This is a genomic window from Ilyomonas limi (assembly GCF_005233845.1).
GTDB lineage: Bacteria > Bacteroidota > Bacteroidia > Chitinophagales > Chitinophagaceae > Ilyomonas > Ilyomonas limi.
In genome coordinates this window covers 56,447-78,667 of the sequence record NZ_SZQL01000008.1, presented here as the reverse complement: position 1 = coordinate 78,667, position 22,221 = coordinate 56,447, and the positions used below count along the sequence as shown (strand labels likewise).

General features: G+C 41.3%; 15 protein-coding genes. 4 read left to right on the top strand and 11 right to left on the bottom strand.

Annotated elements, in window-relative coordinates; genetic code table 11:
- The first annotated feature begins 50 nt into the window (after positions 1-50).
- Complete coding sequence (locus tag FC093_RS11495) at positions 51-2,501, top strand: ABC transporter permease (protein WP_137261929.1); 2,451 nt, start codon at positions 51-53, stop codon at positions 2,499-2,501.
- A gap of 274 nt (positions 2,502-2,775) precedes the next feature.
- Here FC093_RS11495 and FC093_RS24390 read toward each other — a convergent pair whose 3' ends face one another.
- From FC093_RS24390 to FC093_RS11460, 8 genes are all read right to left on the bottom strand, one after another.
- A complete protein-coding gene (locus FC093_RS24390) occupies positions 2,776-2,901 on the bottom strand; it encodes a hypothetical protein (protein WP_262711023.1) in 126 nt (41 codons plus the stop codon).
- Positions 2,902-3,390: 489 nt separating this feature from the next.
- Positions 3,391-5,844, bottom strand: a complete 2,454-nt coding sequence (locus FC093_RS11490; protein ID WP_137261928.1) for an ABC transporter permease — start codon at positions 5,842-5,844, stop codon at positions 3,391-3,393.
- 202 nt (positions 5,845-6,046) lie between these two features.
- Positions 6,047-6,823: an SLATT domain-containing protein gene (locus FC093_RS11485; RefSeq protein ID WP_137261927.1), complete on the bottom strand. Its 777-nt coding sequence runs from the start codon at positions 6,821-6,823 to the stop codon at positions 6,047-6,049.
- Between the two features lie 591 nt (positions 6,824-7,414).
- Complete coding sequence (locus tag FC093_RS11480; RefSeq protein WP_137261926.1) at positions 7,415-8,527, bottom strand: acyltransferase family protein; 1,113 nt, start codon at positions 8,525-8,527, stop codon at positions 7,415-7,417.
- A gap of 78 nt (positions 8,528-8,605) precedes the next feature.
- Positions 8,606-8,863, bottom strand: a complete 258-nt coding sequence (locus FC093_RS11475; protein WP_137261925.1) for a hypothetical protein — start codon at positions 8,861-8,863, stop codon at positions 8,606-8,608.
- Between the two features lie 314 nt (positions 8,864-9,177).
- Entirely contained in the window at positions 9,178-10,959 is a 1,782-nt protein-coding gene (locus FC093_RS11470; protein WP_137261924.1) for a thiamine pyrophosphate-requiring protein, read from the bottom strand.
- Between the two features lie 796 nt (positions 10,960-11,755).
- Entirely contained in the window at positions 11,756-12,634 is an 879-nt protein-coding gene (gene rfbD, locus FC093_RS11465) for a dTDP-4-dehydrorhamnose reductase (RefSeq protein WP_137261923.1), read from the bottom strand.
- 32 nt (positions 12,635-12,666) lie between these two features.
- Positions 12,667-13,797 carry a DegT/DnrJ/EryC1/StrS family aminotransferase gene (locus FC093_RS11460; protein ID WP_137261922.1) on the bottom strand — a complete coding sequence of 377 codons (1,131 nt, stop codon included), beginning with the start codon at positions 13,795-13,797 and terminating at the stop codon, positions 12,667-12,669.
- A gap of 364 nt (positions 13,798-14,161) precedes the next feature.
- Between FC093_RS11460 and FC093_RS11455 the strand changes: the two genes are divergently transcribed.
- A complete protein-coding gene (locus tag FC093_RS11455; RefSeq protein WP_137261921.1) occupies positions 14,162-14,536 on the top strand; it encodes a DUF4406 domain-containing protein in 375 nt (124 codons plus the stop codon).
- 75 nt (positions 14,537-14,611) lie between these two features.
- On the opposite strand, the gene FC093_RS11450 is transcribed toward FC093_RS11455, so the two are convergent.
- Together FC093_RS11450 and recN are read right to left on the bottom strand one after the other, a co-directional pair.
- Positions 14,612-15,022: an EVE domain-containing protein gene (locus FC093_RS11450; protein ID WP_137261920.1), complete on the bottom strand. Its 411-nt coding sequence runs from the start codon at positions 15,020-15,022 to the stop codon at positions 14,612-14,614.
- A 99-nt stretch (positions 15,023-15,121) separates the two neighbouring features.
- Positions 15,122-16,777: a DNA repair protein RecN gene (gene recN, locus FC093_RS11445; protein ID WP_137261919.1), complete on the bottom strand. Its 1,656-nt coding sequence runs from the start codon at positions 16,775-16,777 to the stop codon at positions 15,122-15,124.
- A 547-nt stretch (positions 16,778-17,324) separates the two neighbouring features.
- Between recN and FC093_RS11440 the strand changes: the two genes are divergently transcribed.
- Positions 17,325-17,921, top strand: a complete 597-nt coding sequence (locus FC093_RS11440; protein ID WP_137261918.1) for a phosphatase PAP2 family protein — start codon at positions 17,325-17,327, stop codon at positions 17,919-17,921.
- Here the strand turns inward: FC093_RS11440 and FC093_RS11435 are convergent.
- On the bottom strand, positions 17,918-19,123 hold the full coding sequence (locus FC093_RS11435; RefSeq protein ID WP_137261917.1) for a lipid-A-disaccharide synthase: 1,206 nt from the start codon (positions 19,121-19,123) through the stop codon (positions 17,918-17,920). The two genes, FC093_RS11440 and FC093_RS11435, sit on opposite strands and share 4 nt — an antisense overlap.
- 325 nt (positions 19,124-19,448) lie before the next feature.
- Here FC093_RS11435 and FC093_RS11430 point away from each other — a divergent pair, with 325 nt between their 5' ends.
- Positions 19,449-21,821, top strand: coding sequence for a penicillin-binding protein 1A (locus FC093_RS11430; RefSeq protein WP_137261916.1), 2,373 nt, complete (start codon positions 19,449-19,451; stop codon positions 21,819-21,821).
- Positions 21,822-22,221: the final 400 nt, after the last annotated feature.

The window sequence follows — 22,221 nt, the reverse complement described above, 5'->3', positions numbered from 1 at the left end:
TCATATTCATAGCTCCCCTTCAGGGGCTGGGGGCATTAAAACTTAAACCTATGTTTCATAACTACTTTATTACTACCATCCGAAACTTATTGCGCAACAAAGCGAGTTCCATTATTAATATTGTAGGGCTTGCGGTAAGTATTGCGTGTTGTATAGCCATTTATGTGTTTGTAAAACACGAAGAAACATTCGATCATTTTCATTCAAAAGCAGATCGCACGTATCGTATTGTTTTTGACAGGAAAACTGTTCAGGGAGTTGAACATAATGGCTATGTAGCATTCCCCACCGCAAAAGCCTTGCGAAACGATTTTCCTAACCTGGAAGCAGTAACGCAGCTGTATGTGCATAATTCAGCTATCGTGCAGATACAGGATGCAGTAGGTGGTACCAAAAAGTTTGAGGAAAAAGAAGCAACTTATGCTGATGAATTCTTCTTTAAAACATTTGATTTTCCTTTACTAGCGGGCAGCATCAATAGAATCCTTTCTACACCGGATGAAGTAGTGTTGTCAAAAACATTGGCAGATAATTATTTTGGCGCAGCATACAGCAACCGCTACAACGAGTTGATTGGCAAAACCATAACCATCAATAAGAATCCTTATCGCATTACCGGCATTATGCAGGATATGCCCCGCAACAGCAATGTTGCCTGCAATATGTTGCTACCCTTCAAAGATTTTGAGCGGCGAAATGAAAATGTGATGCAGGAATGGCAAAACTTCTGGAGTGAAAGTTATGTGTTTGTAACGCTGCCTAAAAACTATACTGCCCAGCAATTTGATAAAGCGCTAATTGCTTTTAAGGACAAGTATCTGGATAAAGAGAATGCAAAAGAAGAAACATTTCATCCACAGCCTTTGTTGCAGGTGCACACCGATGAATTGTATGGTGGTACTTATTATGCTACCCCTTCCATCCTGATCATTGCCTTTGTAACGATGGGCATTATTATATTACTCACTGCTTGCATTAATTTTATAAATTTAGCTACTGCACAATCGTTGCAACGTGCAAAGGAAATCGGTATCCGTAAAACGTTGGGCAGCCGCAACTGGCAACTGATTCTTCGTTTTATGACCGAAACATTGGTGCTGGTGTTGCTTGCTTCCGGCGCAGGTTTGCTGTTGGCAAACTGGTTTTTGCAACAATTCAATCAATACCTTGCTTTTATTGTAAATCTTGATTTGCATATAGATGTTTCTATTATTCTGTTTCTTTTACTACTCTCTTTGGTTATTACTTTTTTAGCTGGTTATTATCCTGCGCGGGTTATGGCTGGCTATCAGCCCATACAAGCTTTAAAAGGAACACTGAAAGCTACAGGTACCGGCTTCGGCAATCGCTTTTCTTTTCGTAAAGTGCTGGTAACAACACAGTTTGTCGTTACCCAATTGCTCATCATCGGAACCATTGTAGTAGCTACGCAATTGCAATATTTTTATAGCCACAATCCCGGTTATCAAAAGCAAGGTATTCTTACGGTGGAAATGCCTGGTTATGATCAGCAAAAAATAACGGTATTCCGCAATGCATTAATGAATTTGCCGCAGGTAGAAGACGTAACATTCAGTTCTGGTCCGCCCATGTCGGCAGCCAATGCATCCAGCAATATGCGCCTGCCTTCTCAGTCAAAAGCGGATGAAATTAATACCGAGCGTAAATATGTTGATCCTAATTATTTGTCCGTTTTTAAAATACCATTGGTGGCAGGAAGAAACTTGCAGGAAGGTGATAAAATAATTATAAAAAAAGACAGTATTAACCGCTATAATGTTTTGGTAAACAAAAAAGCAGTCTCGATGTTTGGCTTTAAAAATGCACAAGCAGCTTTAGGTCAAACTATAGTGATTGGTGAGGATGTAGCTACCATTGTAGGTGTTACAGACAACTTTGATAATGTTGCCATTCAGGATGAAATTAATCCTTGCATGTTGTACTATTCAACCGATTGGATAGCAATGGCCAGTATAAAAATGAAAACTACCAATGCGCTTACCACACTGGAACAGATAAAGAAAAACTGGGAAGCGTTGTACCCCGACCAGGTGTATAAATCCATGACACTCGACGATTACATCCGGCACAAAGCGTTTTATGTACTGGAAGACCTGATGTACCAGGCGTTTAAAATCTTTTCTGTTTTGTCTATTGTTATTGGTTGTATGGGATTGTATGGTCTGGTTTCTTTTTTAGCTATACAACGGCAAAAAGAAATTGGTATTCGCAAAGTATTGGGTGCTTCTGTTAATAGTATTTTATACCTTTTTTCAAAAGAATTTACCTGGTTGGTATTGATAGCTTTTTTAATAGCCGCGCCTGTTGGTTATTGGGCAATGAGTAGTTGGCTGCAAACCTTTGCCAACCGGATTAATTTGCACGTAAGTTATTTTGCAATTACTTTTTGTATCTCTGTATTAATAGTGGTTTTCACCATTGGCTTCCAGGCAATCAAAGCAGCGATAGCTAACCCGGTGAAGAGCTTGCGGAGTGAGTAGGGGAGTGTGATGAATGCTGCATTGCATTGATCGAAAGCATTTTGTAAGACCTGTTGAAGCTGCTATCGCCTGGTTGGAATGACGCCCTATGTATGCGGATTGCTGTTCTGTTGTAAATGTTGCTTTTATGGAAGATTGGTAGATTGAACCGTTGTGCAGCAAAAACGCTGGCAAGAGATTATTATTGATACGAAATTAGCCAACGATGGCAAAATTACGGTTCAGCAATGAGCTAGCTCACTATAGCGCAATAACTATCTGCATTGAGTTGTTATTAAAATAGTTTGGAAATAATGTCCTTAGTAATAAACATTTTGCTACTATCCGGCAAGGGAATATGGTCATACTTTCTAAGAAAGTTTGCTGCATTTTCATCTATGGAATCTATTGTTACAGCCATGATGCCATGCTGTTTATCAAGGCATCGTAGCTTCTTTTAAAGCGTTCAACGGCAACAGTTCATCTATTCCCCGACCTTGGTAAGTTTTATCAACGGCTAATCTTCCTGGCAAAGTAGGCTGCGCTCTTTTAGAGCGCAATAATAGCATCACGACAACATGAGTGGCAGCAATATAAATGACTGCAATTGCAAAGCCCGAGGCAGCTGTTGTTTTTAAACTAATACAGATGCAGGTAGCTGCAGCCGTTGCAGACTACAAATAATAGGGCACGGAGCTGAATAATTAAAATATAACCACTTTAGATTTGAATGATGGAACCGCAGCAATATAACCTCGTTCGACTGTAGAATATACAATCATTCGAATCCAAAATGTACTGAAATAATTTTATGTAGTGCTTTTATTAAATCGTATTACTACTCTAATACTACTTTATACAGGATGCGCTTGTTAGTGGCAGTTTATCTTCCAACAATAACATATTCATATTATTCTGTTCTCAAACTTTTTATAGGGTTTGCAACTGCGGCTTTTATTGCCTGGAAACTTATTGTAAGCAATGCAATAACTATTGCAGCAAGTCCGCTTGCAGCAAATAACCACCAACTGATGTTGATGCGATAAGCATAATCCTGCAACCATTGGTGCATGTAATACCAGGCGATAGGCGTAGCAATTGCAAAAGCAATTGCAATGAGTACGATGAATTCTTTCGAGAACAGATAAACAATATTGGCAGATGTTGCACCAAGCACTTTACGAACACCAACTTCTTTTGTTCTTTGCGCTGCCATGAAGGAGGCTAAACCATACAACCCAAGACAGCTAAGGAATATCGCGATCGCTGCAAAAATTTTATACAACTGCGATAATTGAGCCTCCTGTTTGTAAAAACTTGCAATCTTATCATCCAAAAACCTGTATTCATAAACATAATTGGGGAATGCTTGCTCCCATATTTTTTTAATGGATTGCATGGTAGCAGCAATGTTTGTGGTTGCCAATTTTATTGAAACCTGACGGTACATAGTGGCGTTGGTGGCTATAAGCAATGGCGACAGATTATTGCGCAAAGACCTGTCATTAAAATCTTTCAATATACCAACAACAGGACATTTTATAAGACCACCCATTATGCTTATTTCTTTGTTCAATATATCTTCCGGTTTTTTAAGTCCTAAACTCTTTACGAATGATTCATTCACCAAAAATTCTGTTGTAGGACCGGAAGGTTGCAAATTTCTTCCGGCTACCAGTTGCAATTTATAAGTCGGCACATAGTCATTGTCCGCGAATTTGACAATAGCCTGAAAATCTGCATCTTTTATTGCATTGTCAAATTTGAATGTGGTAAACATATTGTTATCATCTTCAACCGGGGTAGTGGAACTGAAGCTTACTGCCTGCACGCCGTTTATTCCTAATAACTGTTGCCTTAAATAATCTGTGCCGGTACTATCCGGACGGAAGGGAACATTTATAATGGCATCTTTATCGAATCCTAACGGCTGATTCATAAAATAATTCATCTGCTGCACAATGATAAGTGTTCCAATGATGAGTGCCTGTGCAATGATGAATTGAAACACTACCAAGCCTCTTCTTAATGAAATTCCCTTTGCGCCATTTACGGTGAGTTTACTCTTTAAAGCGGTAACAGGATTGAAACATGATAAAACAATAGAAGGATAAAAACCGGCAAGTGCGGTTACAACAATTGTTACAGTTAAAAGAAATAAAATAATTACAGGATTGTCGGGTATGTTGAATGAAAGCGAAAGCTCTAACAGGTTATTTACAGAAGGTAGTGTAAAAATTGTAATAAGAGCTGCAAGTATTACAGCAGTTGTAACGATCAAAAACGTTTCAACGATGAATTGAATTTGCAATTGAGCTTTATTACTTCCCAAAACTTTTCTTACGCCAACCTCCTTTGCACGATTAACTGCCTGTGCAGTGGAGAGATTGATAAAGTTTACACAGGCAATTAACAGGATGAATGCTGCAATCAGCCACAATACATTAAGTAGGTCGTGACTAATTGTTTTGTTGCTGTAATTACCAGCTTCTGCATCATAATGCACGGCACTTAATGGTTGGATAATATAGCTATCCTTATTGTCGGCAGATTGTACTTTTCGTGCGTATGCGCTTAGCTGCTGATTAAAATTATCAGCAGAAATAGCTGGCGGCAACAAAACATAGCAACCAAAATCAGGTGCTGTTCCATTCCAACCGGGTTGTTGAAACCCGTATTCTTTATCTCCGGTAAAATCTGTTCCCCAAGCAACCACCAATTTTAGCTGGAAGTCGGTATTTGCCGGTATGGTTGCAAGAATGCCTGACACTTTCAGCGCCACTGGCGGAAACTGAAACAATGCTGCACCCATGTTATAATATCCAGTTAGCTTAATGGTTTTACCCATTGCTGTTTTCCAGTTGCCAAAATAGGTTTCTGCAATCTCTTTTGTAAGCAATACATTATTAGGATCTTTTAATGAGGCATACGAACCTGCGAGCAGTGGGAAATCAAACATTTTAAAGAATGAAGGCGCTGTATAAAATACACCGCTCCCTTCTTTAAAATTCTTCACAGGCGTTCCATTATCATCCAATACCTGCAACTCATCATTGTGGCTTGCATAAATAGGAGCAACTTGTTCTAACTGAGGAAAAGCCGTTTTCAATCCTTCAGGCATTGGAAAAGGAACGTTTTTTTCATAGGAAATCGTTCCTGCATCTGCATGATGAGATTCAGTCAACACACGGTAGATGCGGTCTTTCTTTGCGTGAAAGGCATCGAAGCTTGTTTGAAATTGAATGATCATAAAGATCGCCATACAAACAGCAATACCAACAGCCAATCCGGCGATGTTGATAATAGCGTAATTCCTGTTACGGGTCAAACTCCGGAATGCGGTTTTGAAATAATTTTTAAACATAAACAAGCTGGATTGAGCGCAAAACCGCTAAAGGGATACCGGGTTGTTATTATTTATGACTATCAATTAGTTGTAAAATCTTACACGTGAGTAAAGTGTACGTTTTTGGTACAGTATTGTTCGTATTTATTACAAGGCAAAGAGCGTGTCTTATAAGCTTACACAAATGCGACTGTTGTAGGTAGCCCTACTTGTCTCAATATTAGCTACTACTTGTCGAATTACCTTGTCCGCTTGAAGAACCTCTGTCGGCCAATGCGCCTTCCCAATATTTATAAAAGTCCCCTTTGATTTTTTTATACTCGTCAATTTTCTCTTGAAGTGTTTTTTCGCCGTTGTTCAGTTTTCCGGCAACAAAATCACTCTCAACATCGTCTCTTAATGCCCTTAATTTGTTCACAATCGTTTTGTTTGTCAGCCAATATTTTTCAATGTTCCAGTAAGTCATCAAAGCCGTTGTTACTGTAATGATAGCTCCGATTATCAAAGCAATATTTTTTGCAAAGGTTGTATATCTCATTTCCCCAAATACAATCATATCCCCATAATCACTAAAATCCAATCCTAAAATTATCGTAGAAATTCCCGCAAGAATTATAGTCGAATATTTATAAAATCTTACACCGTTGAAATAATACGAAGAGCCTTCCTCATACCGTGCTATGTCATAGTTAATATTTGTCAGTAATAGTTTAATTGGCTCCTTGTGTTCTTTAAGTTTTTCAAAGTCATAAGGTTTTGTTGGCTTAAACGTACTCATTCGTACAATCGTAAAAGCTGATATTAACGCTAAAGAAACTTCAAGTCCAACGACAAAAAGCGAATACGGATAAATAATGAAGTTTAAAGTTGCTGTTATAACTAAGAAAAGCAGAAAAAGCAAAAAAAGGAATTTGCTAATCAAAGTACCTTGCTTAGATATTTTATGCCAGTCCCTGTGTTCTTTTTTGTCTGCCTGGTTTTCGCTTTGATTTTCCATTTGTCAGAAAATTAAGGTTGTGTTCTTTGTTTCGAAAGGGTTGCCTGCTATGCTCGGTGTATTGCCGGAGGTGGGGAATTTTAGCACTACTGCTTAATAGATTAAAATGTTCAATTACTTCCGTCAGTTCAATAGCTATTGTCAAATCCCATTTTTGGCAATACTGATGTTGAGCGAGGTACTTTTGTCCTGTCCGTGTTCGGTTTGTCTGAGAAATTGTTTGCTTCTGCTTTTCTTTTTAATCCATTCACTGGTACGGGCAAAGTCCTGCTCTGAGGGTTGTCTGCCGGTAGTATAAAAGTCTATATTCTTTGCTTCTTTAATTATGTCTGTAAGTTACAGATTCTTTAGAAAATATTGGTCAACAAGCCTGGTTGCAGCCCGTGTGTCCATAGACATTATATTGCCCAAAAGAACATGAGCATCTAAGGTCTTTTAGTAGTGCACTATTAGTTTGGTCTTACTCGCAAAGGAAACATAATCATCATACCCTTTGTCAAATAACTCAAACTATGTTAACACCGCAGAACAGAGGAGGAAAAAACACAAGAAAATATTGAGAGAGAAGTAAATAATATACTTTCCTTTTCGCTACTTCAGCTTTCTTCGCAACCAGGCTCTTGCGGGTTCATCGTACAACTTTGAACTTGCATAAGCCAATACGATAGCTCCTGAAAATGTAAGCAGGGCATATGGCAAAGCCTGCGATAAGGTAATGCCGCTGTGATTGCTTACCCATGCCACATAAAAATAGACAAGCACATAATGTGTCATGTATAAGGGATAGGAAAGATTGCCGAGGAACTTACAAATTTTATCTTCCGTTTCACTGCGCACCACACCACTGGCACCGATATATACAATTAACGGAAAAACAACGATGATGCAAAAAGCTTCGTACAAACCATTCATCCAGAGATGTGCTGCACCGCCTATTCTTGGCATAAGCAAAGCAGCCGCAAGCAGCACGCTACACCATAAGAAAGCATTTTTGATATAGACTGGCCGTGCTACCCGCGAAAGGAGCAGACCGGCAAAAAATGGAAATAGCGTACGTGTTATTCCAACACGCATATGTTCAGTATTTAGTGTCCAGCCACCGGTAACGTCTCCATTAGGATTAGTAACCGCAAAATGCAAAAGCACAGCACCTGCCAGTATTACAAAACAAGCTAATGCTTTATTAGATAATTTCCTTAAACCCAGCGCATAGAGGATATTGGCTATATACTCGAAAAAAAGGGACCAGGCAACACTATTGAGCGGATGCATTTCTTCCCAACCGCGTATATCCATAGAAAGCGGGATGGGTATAAGCGTGTAACCTATTAGCATAACGACGATCAGCTTCCATACAGGAACTGTATGAATAAGCGGCCATATAGTTGAATCGGTAAAGTAAAAGCCTATGGCGCCGAGTGTCATACCTAATATAACGAGTGGTTGCAGCCGCTCGAAGCGGCGACGAAGAAAGCCGCCGATGGTTAGTTTGTTCCACCTGTCGTCGTACGCATAACCAATTACAAAGCCGGATAAGAGAAGGAAAAAATCAACTGCCAGGTAACCATGATTAACAACATTGTCGAGGTGGCTGCCGGAAAGCGGTTCGGCAAGGTGAAAGAATACTACAATAATGGCTGCTACACCCCGAAGTCCATCTAATATTTGATAATGCGGCTTTGTGCCAAGTTTGTTATTGTTCATTAACAGCAGAAAATTTGGTAATATACGATGTCCTTAATTTCCGTTCTTAAGATACTTTTTAGCTTATCAACATTTGAATCATCTTGCCGAAAATGGTTGTCTTTTTACTTGACGGATGAAATTATCCTTTGTCGTCAACGAGATATTGAGTGAGCCATGAAAAAGAATGCAATTCGGAAAAGCGACTTTCTCTTCTGCAGGTGTCAAATTATTTTGCTTTTCCTTCCTGACTTTTAATTCATCATATCCAGGTCTTATTACTTTTAAATTTTCTTCATGCTCAGCCCCACGTTGAAAGGAATAGGTCTCTATGTAATCAAATTTTAGATTGTTCATGTAATCTACTGATGATACATATTTATACAGTGTCTCCAGGCGCATATATTAATGCACCTGTTATATTGGCTGCTATCTGGATTGTCTCTAATATTAACTCCCGGCATTTTTACAATTTTCTCATTAAAGTATTCATGTTTATTTTCAACCTGTTCTCCCAGGGCTAAGTATTCGCATAGTATATAATTTGTCTTATACTGCAGTGTGCATACAAAAATTTTCCCTCTTCAATTTACAGCTGACGAATGAGATAAAACAAAAGAGCGAACCGCCATGTACGGCAATCCGCTCGTGTTTAGGCATGAAAGCATTGATTATCCGGGAAAATAACTGTCTTTTACTTCTTTCATTGTTTGTTTGATAATATCCCAGGCATTCTTGTCACCTTTTACCATAGACAGCATAAAATCTTTTGCTTCCTTAAAGGTGATGTGCGGTGGCAGAGGCGCTACATTCGGGTCGGTCATAAACTCCAGCAGCACCGGTTTGGTGGCAGCCATCCCTTTTTGCAAAGCGGGTTCTATTTCATCAGGATTGCTTATTCTAATGCCTTCAAAGCCCAGCAATTGTGCGTATGCTGCCAAATGAAAGTCGGGCATATCCTGCGAATCTTCAAACTTGGGATCGCCTTCCATTACACGCTGCTCCCAAGTCACCATATTCAAGTCGCGGTTGTTAATTACAATCACAATAAACTGCGGATTCGTCCATTCTTTCCAATATTTTGCTACGGTTATCAATCCATTAATGCCTTGCATTTGCATAGACCCATCGCCCATGAGAGCAATAGCCGGACGGTTGGGATAGGCAAACTTGGCGGCCAGCGAATATCCAATGCCGGGACACATGGTAGCCAGCGAGCCGCTCAGCGTACCCATCATACCGGTACGTGCTTTTATATCGCGGGCATACCACGCCGCCGTAGAGCCACTATCAGCAGTGATAATAGCATCGTTGGGCAGCAGTTTATCCAAATGCCAAAATACCATTTGCGGGTTAATGGGATGCGCTTCATTTTGTGCACGTGCATCCAGCACCTTCCACCAGTGGTCATTCCATTTTTCTATTTTATTGCGCCAGTCTCTATCGTCTTTTCGTTCTATCAGCGGCATTAAGGCACGCAAGGTTATTTTGGCGTCGCCCTGCAGGTGTACATCCATTGGGTAGCGCAAGCCCAGCATCTTACCGTCAATATCTATCTGTACGCCTTTTGCTTTGCCTTCTCTCGGCAAAAATTCAGAGTATGGAAAACCGGAGCCAATCATTAATAAAGTGTCACATTCGGTCATCATATTCCAGCTTGGCTCGGTGCCAAGCAAGCCTATGGCGCCCGTTACAAAAGGCAGGTCATCGGGCAATACCATTTTGCCCAGCAATGCTTTTGCAACGCCGGCGCCCAGCAATTCTGCTATTTCGGTTACTTCATCTGCAGCACCGATAGCACCTGCACCTATGAGTATTGCTACTTTTTCACCGGCATTCAAAATATCAGCCGCTCTTTTCAACTGTGCTTCATCAGGAATGATTTTAGGCTGATAATAACCCACACTTGTATGGACGCTGCCGTGTATGTGTGGGGGCTCTTCGTAAGGCAGTTCCTGTACATCAATCGGTAAAATAATGCAGGTAACGGTTCTTTCGGTCAATGCAATGCGCATGGCTCTGTCCACCAACTGACGTATTTGCCGTGGATCGGTGCACATTTGTACAAAACTGCCCGCTACATCTTTAAACAAGGTCGTTAAATCCACTTCCTGCTGATACCTGCCGCCCAATGCCATGCGCGCCTGCTGACCCACAATAGCCAGCACCGGCTGATGATCCATTTTGGCATCGTACAAACCATTCAGCAAGTGGATGGCGCCGGGACCGGAAGTGGCAATACAAATACCTACTTCGCCGGTGAATTTGGCATGTCCGCAAGCGGCGAAAGCGGCGGTTTCTTCGTGGCGCACCTGTATAAAATCCATCTCTCCTTTGGCGCGGTTAAGTGCACCTATTACTCCATTAATGCCATCGCCGGGATAGCCGTATATACGTTTCACACCCCAGTCCTGCAGGCGGCTCACTAAAAAATCACTCACTGTTTTACTCATAGATTGATGATTGTGGTTTAAATGAATAACAGTAAAAGGAGGAGTATCTAAAATTGCACCAAGATGATGAATAGCACACGGAGAAGACGGACTAAAGCATGGATAAGGATTGAATTATGTACGATGTTGACTGTGAGATGTGGAATGTTTAATTAATATTTGAACGTAGTAAAAAGAGAAAGGCAAAGCAGGAAGAATAAGCATTCAAGCTTCGTAGTAGCGATACCTTAATTTGTATTGCTTAAACATATCGTTTTTGCGGAGTTTCTAAATGTTTTCAATATTTTTCCTGCTATAGTGTTACTAACAGGTTGTTCTTACAGAGCCTTAAAGGTATATGCAGTATAGCTGATTGAATAATAGTAATTGTCTGTTAAGCAAAAAAATAATCAAAAGCCCATGCTTACCAATACACTCAAAAGAAGATTGTTCAATTATTGAACACCCGAAGAATCAAAGTATCGCCCTGTATGATTAGAATTCTGAATTGTTGGTTTTATTAAAAGGGGTAATATAACCGGGATAATGATCCCTGAAAGCATAATGACACATAATAATACTCTTGCTGCTCTGACTTTTATTTTGTTTATTACTATATAGTTTATTATAAAAAGTATGACTGGTATGAAACTGAAAATCCCATTTAGATAAGGATTCATACCTGCAATAAAGTTGCGATGCATTTCAAAAAGCAAACAACCTGATGTCAGACTAAGCAGCAGTGAAATAAAAATTCTAAAAGGCATAATAGTCTCTAACTAAAATATGTAAAGTAGTCAACAATGTTATTGAACCATTATGCACTCTGCAACAGCTTCCCTATGCATTCCTTCAAACTTTCCTGCCAGTTTCTGAGCTGCACGCCAAACACTGATTGAATTTCTTGCTTATCCATCACCGTGTACGCCGGGCGCCTGGCGGGCGTAGGATATTGCTCGGTAGTAATAGCATGTACATTGCACTGCAAATGCGCCATTTGCTGAATGGTAACAGCAAACTCGTACCAGGAAATATTGCCATCGTTGCTATAATGATAAATGCCACGCACCGGTGGATGAATAGCGCAATACTTTATTATATCTACAACGGCTTTTGCCAGATCAGCGGCATACGTTGGTGAGCCATATTGGTCGCTTACCACGCTAAGGTCGGTACGCTCTTTCATAAGGCGCAGCATGGTCTTTACAAAGTTGTGTCCGTATGTGCTGTACACCCAAGACGTGCGGATAACCATCGTATGCACATTGTTTTCCATTGCCATTTGTTCGCCCACCAGCTTAGTATAGCCATAGTGGTTAATCGGGTCGGGCTTTTCATCCGGCTCGTAGGGCAGGTGACTACCCCCGTTAAACACATAATCGGTAGAGATATAAATGAGCACGGTGTTATATACTTTGCATTGCGCTGCAATAACGCCCGTTGCAGTGGCATTGATGGCAAAAGCAAGCTCCTTCTCCGTTTCGGCTTTATCCACAGCAGTATATGCGCCGCCATGAATAAAATAGGCAGGTTGATGATCCCTGAAAAATTGTTCAATCGCCACCGTTTCGGTAAGATCCATTTCTTCACGGTCGGTAAACACAAATTCAAACCCTGGCAATGTATTTACCAACTGTTGCAACTCGCTTCCTAACTGACCATTTTTGCCGCTGACAGCAATAACAGGCTTTGCCATAAGTAGAATATTTTATCGAAAGATAATCGGATTTATTGATTGATATATTCCAGCAACGATGAAGTAATATAATTTAATTGTTCGTCATCCAACTCGGTGTGTATGGGCAACGAAATCACACGTTCTGTAAGCCAGTCCGTAACAGGCAGATGATAAGAATCGACGCCAATGCCTGCAAACATCTCCTGCCGGTGTCCCGGCACCGGATAATAAATCATAGAGGGAATGTTTTTGCCGGCCAAATATTCATTCAAACCATTCCTGTCCACACCTTCCAATAATAAGGTGTATTGATGAAACACATGATTGGTGTAAGGTGCAATATATGGCGTTGTAATTTTAGGATGATCAGCAAATGCCGTATTATAAAAATCGGCTGCTTTATTACGCGCAGCAATATAATTATCCAAATCCTTCAATTTAATGTTTAATACTGCAGCCTGTATCGTATCAAGCCGCGAATTGCAGCCCACTATTTCGTGATAATAACGCCTTTGCTGCCCATGATTGGCAATCATCCGTAGCTTATGCGCCAGTGCATCGTCATTGGTACATATTGCACCGCCATCGCCATAGCAGCCCAGGTTTTTAGAAGGGAAAAAAGAAGTGCAACCTACCGTACCCATCGTACCGGTTTTCTTTACTGTACCATCACTAAAAGTATAGTTGCACCCAATGGCTTGTGCATTGTCTTCTATTACATACAAATTATGTTCTTTAGCAACTTGTAAAATAGCTTCGATATTAGCTGCCTGCCCGTACAGATGCACGGGTACAATAGCTTTTGTTTTGGGCGTAATGGCTTTGCGCAACGATTCAATATCCATGCAAAAAGTCTTTGCATCCACCTCTACAAACACCGGCGTTAAACGCAATAGTGCCACTACTTCGGTAGTAGCAATGTAAGTGAAAGATGGAGTGATCACTTCATCGCCGGGCTGCAGGTCAAGCGCCATCATGCTTATCTGCAACGCATCGGTGCCATTGGCGCAAGGTATTACATGCTTTACACCCAAATAAGTAGCCAGGGCAATGGCAAACTCCTGTACGGGCTTGCCATTAATGAAAGCAGAACTTTCCAATACGTCAATTACGGCTTTATCTATCTCGGGCTTTATCTTTTGATATTGCGTCTTTAAATCCACCATTTGTATAGGGCGCATAACACATCATTTTTGTGCGGGCAAAGCTAAGGGAAAAGGTACGATGGTGAATAATGCCATTGAGTAAGCGTGTTTTTTTACAGGCAAATAATAAATAGTTTTTTGGTAAAATCAATCTGTGGTATAATGTGTTATCCGGGTTTAATAACTTTGATAAAAGCTGATTGTATATCACCGTGGAGAACGGGAGTAGATAGCGTTTGCGCAGAGTGAAATGATGCTCTGTGAGCTTCGCTTCTCTGCGCTCTGCGGTTAAAAAGTGTTCGTATTACCATTAAATAAAAACCTTAGAACGATTATTGCTTTATACTTACTAAAACTTACCTCAAAAATCACCAGCTTACTTCATCACTAAAAATTGCCTATGCCTTATGCCAAACCACTTATGATCCTGGTTGCCGGCCCATACCGTTCCGGTACCAACGACGATCCAGAATTGATTACTGCCAATGTAAAAGCTATGACCGATACGGCTTTGGAAATTTACAAAAAAGGGCACATGCCCATGTTGGGCGAATGGTTTGCATTGCCCATCATAGAAGCTGCGGGCAGTAAGCAAATTGGTGATGATATTTTCAATGAATTATTCCATCCCATTGCTTTCAGATTGATTGATCATTGCGATGCAATATTGCGTATTGGCGGCGCTTCCAGGGGCGCAGATGATATGGTAATTGCCGGCCGAGAAAAAGGTAAAATTATTTTCCTTAATAAAGAAGAAGTGCCGGAGGTAAAATAGATAAGCAACAAGCTGCAGGCAATGAGCTTCTACTCATAAGCACAAAGCATATCACGATCCTAATTGAAAGCAATATCATTGCATATCTGCCATTTCCAAAACTGTAATCCATTCACCTGTGGTTACCGGCTGCACAGATAAACGGGAAAGCTTTACCAGCGCCATATCGGCGAGCCTTTTATCTCCTTTTATTTGTGCTAAGGAAACAGGCTTTTTCAACTTTTTTACTGGTTTTACATCCACTACCACCCAGTTTGTATCATCTGTTGTTGGATCCTGATAAGCTTCTTTTACTACTTCGGCAATGCCTACTATTTCGGTGCCTTCGTTGCTATGATAATAAAACAACTGGTCGCCTTTTTTCATAGCGCGCAGGTTATTGCGGGCAGCGTAGTTGCGCACGCCATCCCAAAATGTTTTTTTATCTTTTACAAACTGCTCCCAACTGTATTTGGATGGTTCGGATTTGATAAGCCAGTATGCCATGTGTAAGTACGATTTACGATGTACGATGTTTGATGTAATTGTATATGCGATGTGTGATTTGAAAATTGATAAAAACAGTAAACTGTGGAGCTGTGTACATCAGCTCAATACCATTTCTCTTGCATTTTCGAGGGCAGCAGCGGTTGGTTTTTCACCACTCAACATTTGCGCTACGGCATTAATGCGTTCTTCCTGGCTCAACATGCGGATGTTCGTTTTAATAGCATTATCCTTTAATTGTTTATATACAAAGAAATGCGCATCGGCCCTGCCGGCAATCTGCGGCTGATGGGTGATAGCAATTACCTGCCGCTGTGTAGCTAATTGCTTCATGATAATACCAACCTGTTTTGCCGCTTCGCCTGATATGCCGGTATCAATTTCATCAAAAATAAGCGTGGGTAGATCTACCGACTGGGCAACCAACGATTTGATACAAAGCATTAACCGGCTTAGTTCGCCGCCGCTTGCTACTTTACGTAATGGTTCAAAACGGTTGTTGTTATTGGCATCAAACAAAAACTCTATGTTGCTGCTTCCAAAGCTGTTTAAAGGTGCTTCGGTTATTTGCACTTTCAGTCTTGCATTAGGCATGCCCACCTGTACCAGTAATTTATTTACCTGCTGTGCCAGTGGAGCAGCCTGACCGCAACGGGTCTCATGCAACTGCTTTGCTATTGTGGTAGCTTGTTTAAATAAATCAGTTACTTCTTTTTCTTTATTAGCAATGCTTTCATCTATGTTTAAAACTGCCTGCAATTTCTGGTATAAATCCGCATGAATTTGCAGCAGCTCGGTGGTGGTTTGCACGCCATGTTTTTTTAACAAACGGTAGCCGGTGGCTAATCGCTCATTTATCCATTCAATGCGTTCCGCATCAAAGTGAACCGCATCATTAATGCTTTCTACTTCATCCGCAATATCCTGCAGTTCTACTTGTGTGCTTTGCAGTCGTTGTACCAGTTGCGGCAACTGTGTGTGATATAAATGGTAATGCTGCAGTTGATTGGCTAACTGCCTCAACGTGCTTACAATGGGCTGCTCGCCTTCTTTAAGCGCATAATAAGTTTTGGATAAAGCACTTTTTATTTCTTCCGAATTGCTTAATAACTGCAGTTCTGCATCCAGTTCTTCCAGCTCATTTTCCTTCAGATTCGCATCGCTCAGTTCGGTATATAAAAAGTTGTTGTAATCAAATTCTTTAGTGAAATTATTTTTTTGCCCTTGCAATTTTTGCAATTGCTGCTGACTACTCTGCCACTGCCTGAACAGTTGCTGATAAGTGTTTAGTTTGTCATCATTCTTAGCCAGCGCATCCATTACCTGCCGCTGAAAATCGGCATCGCCCAGCTCCAATGTATCAAACTGCCGGTGCAAATCTACCAGCAGCGACGCCAGTTGTTTAAGTTGTAATAAAGTAGCCGGGGTATCATTAATAAAACCTCTTGATTTGCCCGCGGGTGATATTTCGCGGCGGATAATCAATTCATTGCTGATTTCAAAGTCATTTCCTTCTAAAAAAGCTTTTACCACTCCTTTACCTTCCATCAAAAAGTTACCTTCTACAACACATTTTTTATCGGTGAATTTTAAAATACCGGTATCAGCACGTTCTCCCAAAATGAGACTCAGTGCACCCATCAAAATACTTTTGCCGGCTCCGGTTTCGCCGGTGATGATATTGAGGTTGGGAGAAAAGAGGACGTCAATTTCGTCTATGATAGCGTAGTTCTGTATATGTAATCGCTGCAGCATAATTTAGATGCGCAAATTAGTAAAAAGCAGTATTGGCTAATAAATAAAGGTGTTAAGAAAAGACATAAGAAATAAGACACAAGGTACAAAGAGAAGGGAGTAAGAATGTAAAATACAAGAAGGAATGAAATATGCGTAAAGAAATGGGAATTGTAAGGATTGATAATTGTCGTTTATTGGATTGCCGCACTTGAAAGGTTTTGGTTGCGGCCCCTGCAAATTGCTTTTTAAGAGTAAGTAGAGTTGAAAAAACAAGGGTACAGTATAGAAATACTCCCCCGGAATCCAATATCGTTCTTTATTTTGCAAGCGTAATGCCAAAATGAATTATTGCTGATAATCAATATATTAGTAATAATCCATATTTTTATACAGTTTCATATTGGGAAAAATAGTTGCAAAGTGAGACAAAACCTCTTGCAAAGTACTATTAGAATAGGGTGCAAGCAGTAGTTTAAAATAGATTGAGACTTGCAGGTAAATAAAATCTTATTGTTTTAGCCAACATGCCACCACTTTTATTTTTTCTTTGCAGGAAAGAAACAGTATGCTGGAGAAACTACTACAATGGGATAGAGCGTTATTCATTAAAATAAATAACGATTGGACCAATTCTTTTTTAGATACTGTTTTTCCCTGGTACCGCTACCAAAATACCTGGCTACCCTTATACCTTTTTTTATTCCTTTTTTTATTGATGAACTATGGCTGGCGTATTTGGCCATTTGTAGTAACCGTTGCGCTTACCGTAACGGCAACCGACCAGCTAAGCAGTCATTTAATTAAGCTATTCATAAATAAACCGCGCCCCTGCCACGATGCTTCCTTAGTAGGGCAGGTACGGCTGCTGGTTAGTTATTGTCCTGATAATCCGGGTTTTACTTCCTCCCATGCTACCAATCACTTTGGTATTGCCTGTTTATTCTTTTTTACTCTATACCCCATCTTCAAAAGGGGAGGATACTGGTGGCTGGTATGGGCGGCTACCATCAGTTATGCGCAGGTGTATGTGGGCATTCACTTTCCGCTTGATGTTGTTGGTGGTGCTATACTTGGCTCACTAATAGGTTGCGGCATGGCAATATTGTATAACAAATATATCGGTCTGCCACCGAGGCTGGAAACGCCATTTGGATTGGCTTAAGCAGCAGCTATGGTATAAACGCTGTGTGCTGCCTTTGCAGACGCATTGCCACCAGCAGATAAAATGGCTTTCAGATCTGCATAATCTTTCTGCAATTGTGCTTTGCGCTCCTCATCTTCCAGTAAGCTGTGCAATTCCCTGGTAGCATTTTCCACGGTTAATTCGTTCTGTATTAATTCTTTTACCACCAATTTATCCATTATCAAATTCACCAGTGAAATATATTTTACTTTAATCAGCCGCTTTGCTATCTGATAGCTGATATTGCTGCCTTTGTAGCACACTACTTCGGGTACGCCAAACAAGGCTGTTTCCAACGTAGCAGTGCCACTCGTTACGAGTGCGGCACTGGCTTGTGCCAATAAATAATACGTTTTGCCTGCTACAGCAGCAACATTTGGATAAGGTTGTAATAACGCTTCGTAAAAAGCATCGTCCTGCCCCGGTGCTTTGGCTACTACAAACTGGTATTGCGTAAAAGCTTTGCTTACCTCCAGCATGACGGGCAGTTTTTTTAAAATCTCCTGCTTACGGCTGCCCGGCAGCAAAGCGATGATTGGTTTAGTTAACGGTTGAGCGACGGAGAGTGGGGAGTGGTGAGTGGTGAGTGCGTTGACAGTTAACAGTTGATTGATGACAGCAGCATCTTTTATACTGTTAACGTTCATCTCACTACTGTCAACTTTCTCCTTAAACTCCTCTATCACCTGCACCAGTGGATGCCCTACATATTCCACATCCCAGTCCCATTTATTTTTATAGTAGTTTTTTTCAAATGGCAAAATGACCATCATGTGGTCAATGGTTTGCTTCATTTTTTTTACCCGGCTTTCCTTCCACGCCCATACTTGTGGCGATATATAGAAAGCTACTTTAAAGCCTTGCTGCTTTGCCCACTCAGTAATGCGGAGATTGAAGCCGGGATAATCTATCAGTACTAACACATCGGGCTTAAACTGCTGAATATCTTTTTTGCAAAAAGCCAGATTTTTAAGAATGGTTCTTAAATTCATCAATACTTCTATAAAACCCATAAAAGCCAGTTCTTTATAATGCTTTACCAGCGTGGCGCCGGCAGCCTGCATCAGGTCGCCACCCCAGCAGCGAATGTTGGCGTTTGCATCCAGTTTGTGCAATTCTTTTATCAGGTTGCTGCCATGCAGGTCGCCGCTGGCTTCACCGGCAATCATGTAGTATTTCATGTTTTCAGAAAAATGAAACTACTAAGATGCAAAGAGAATAAGTTATACAAGAGGTATTCCTACATTTTTTTAAGCAGGCCGCGGACTTTGAGATATCCAACAGATACCCTGAGACTCGTATATTATGCTTCTTTGTGTAACTTAGTGTGCTTTGTGTCTTAGTGGTTCAAAAATATAATGGTACAAAAATAAGTGAATGCAGCCTGCTTACCGGCTGATTAAAAAGTTGCCCAACACCAATGAAATCGTTAAAACGTTCCACTTCGTACTACCTTCGCGCAATAGGTTTTTTAGCATTCGTTTTTATTTCAGTAATTCGCACCTTATGAAAAAAGCGGTAAAATATATCTGGATTCTGTTCTTCAGTGGTCTCTTATTCGTTGTACTAATGATATTGCTGGCAGACTGGGGCGTGTTTGGCAAAATGCCGTCTATTGAGGAACTGCAAAATCCATCGGCTTCGCTTGCCAGCCAGGTGTATGCAGCCGATGGTACACTGATGGGTAAATATTACCTGGAAGACCGCGTGAATGTGGAATATAAAGACATCAGCAAACACGTAATCAATGCGCTGGTAGCCACCGAAGACGAACGCTTTTATGAACACAGCGGTATTGATGCACGTGCCCTTGGCCGCGCCATCACCTCACTGGGTACTGAGGGCGGCGCCAGCACCATTACAATGCAAACGGCAAAAAACCTATTTACCGATTATAGTCCCAATACATTAAAACGTATTGTTCAAAAATTAAAGGAAGCTATTATTGCTATTAAGCTGGAACGCAATTTTACCAAGCAGGAAATTATTACCCTCTACTTAAATACCGTTCCGTTTGGCGATAACGTATATGGCATTCGGAATGCTGCAAAAACATTCTTTAAAAAAGAACCCGACCGTCTTACCGTTGGCGAAGCCGCGGTGCTTATTGGTATGCTAAAAGCCAGTAATACGTACAACCCGCGCATCAATCCCAAACGTGCCCGGGAGCGCCGCAACATAGTGCTCGACCAGATGGTGCGTAATAATTACATCACCAAAGCCGAGGCAGATGCTATAAAAGTAACGCCTATCCCGCTCAACTACGAAAAGTTAAACGAAACCACCGGCCTGGCACCTTACTTCCGCATGGTGCTGGGTGAAGAAATGAAAAGGTGGTGCAAAGATCACAAGAGGTCGGATGGCGAACCGTATGACCTGTACCGCGATGGTTTAAAAATTTATACCACCATTAATCCGCGAATGCAAATCTATGCCGAAGAAGCTGTGGGTAAGCACATGAGCGAAATGCAGCGGATACTCAACTCGCAAAGCAATATCAAAAATGGCAGCGTATGGAAAGGACACGAAAATGTATTGCAGGCCGCCATGAAAGTAAGCGACCGCTGGAAAAATATGAAGCAGGATGGCGCTACCGATGAAGAAATAAAAAAATCGTTTTATGTAAAAGTTCCCATGAAGGTATTTGCATGGAATAAAGACCGCAGTAAAGACACGGTAATGACACCGTACGACTCCATCAAATACCACCGCCAGATGCTGCAAGCCGGCTTTATGGTAATGGATCCTTTAAGCGGCGAAGTGCGTGCCTGGGTGGGCGGCATTGATTTTAAAACATACAAATTCGATCATGTAAACCTCAATACCAAGCGGCAGGTAGGTTCTACCATCAAACCATTGCTGTATAGCCTGGCTATAGAAGATGCTGGCTTTACACCCGAAACGCCGGTAGAAGATGAACAACAAGACTTTGGCTCTTTTGGTATGGTGCCGGCTACACCTACGTCCTGTACCGGGCGCACCATCCCGATGATTTCGGCGCTTACGTGGTCGCGCAACTGTGCCACAGCTTATATTATGAAGCAGTTAGGCAATGGCAACGAAGGCGCCAAGCGTTTTGTGGAGTTTTTAAAGAATTGTAATGTAACTACCAAAATAGAGCCGTACCCTTCCATTGCGCTGGGTGCCGAAGAAATATCGCTATACGAAATGATGCAGGCATACAGCATGTTCCCCGGCAGGGGCTTTAATACCAAACCGCTGTATATTACCCGTATAGAAGATAAAAACGGTAATCTGCTGCAAAGCAACATGCCACAACGTAAAGAAGTAATTAGCGATATAACGGCATATTATATTATCAGCATGATGGAAAGTGTAATAAAGAATGGCACGGGCCGCCGCATGTGGAGCTACGATGTGCATGGCGATATTGCCGGCAAAACGGGGACTACCAACGATAACAGTGATGCCTGGTTTATGGGCTACACGCCTTCGCTGCTGGGCGGCGTATGGACGGGTTGCGACGACCGTTTTATCCGGTTTAACAGCACTGCTATCGGGCAAGGCTCATCAGTGGCGCTGCCGGTGTGGGCGTATTTTTATAAGAAGATAAGCGATGATAAAAGTTTGGGAATAGATACCCGTATTTCTTTTGCAAAGCCCGAAACACTGCAGCGCGAAGATAATTTTGACTATATCAATGATGTGCCTGATGAGTTTTTGGGTGCCGAAGGCGAAGATGTAGGTAATGGCTCTGCCGAAGACTACAGCGCAGGGCAGGGAGTTACACCGCCACCAGCGGATAAAAACAACGATTACGATATACAACCCGAAAGTAAGCTGCCGGCAGATACGGGTAAAAATACCAATCAAAACCAGCCACCGCCCAAAGCAGTGATGCCGAAACGGCCAAGATAAAGGTATATAAAAACGAGCCTCATCAGAGGCTCGTTTTGCTTTTTATAGATGAGGTGTGGTGCTCTGTTATGCTTTGATTAGTTGTAGATCCAGGGGTATTGTCTGCTGATTGCCAATCCTGAAATTCTGACAACGCTTATCCTACCCTTTACGTAGGCTTTGGGTAGGCTTTAAGTACACTTAAGTTGTAGTGTATAGGTTCTTAGGATGGGTCACACATCCGGCTGGGACAAGGCAAATTGCATAGGTTGTTTATGAAAGATTTTGCCGGTGAAGAACACCGGCAAAGGCGGAAAGGCAAAATTATGTTTGCTGTTGGTAAGGTGTATAGTCATTCGAGTAGCTCTTCAATTTAAGAAAGTCATCGTTCTGACTGGAATACTTAAGAAACATCAAATTG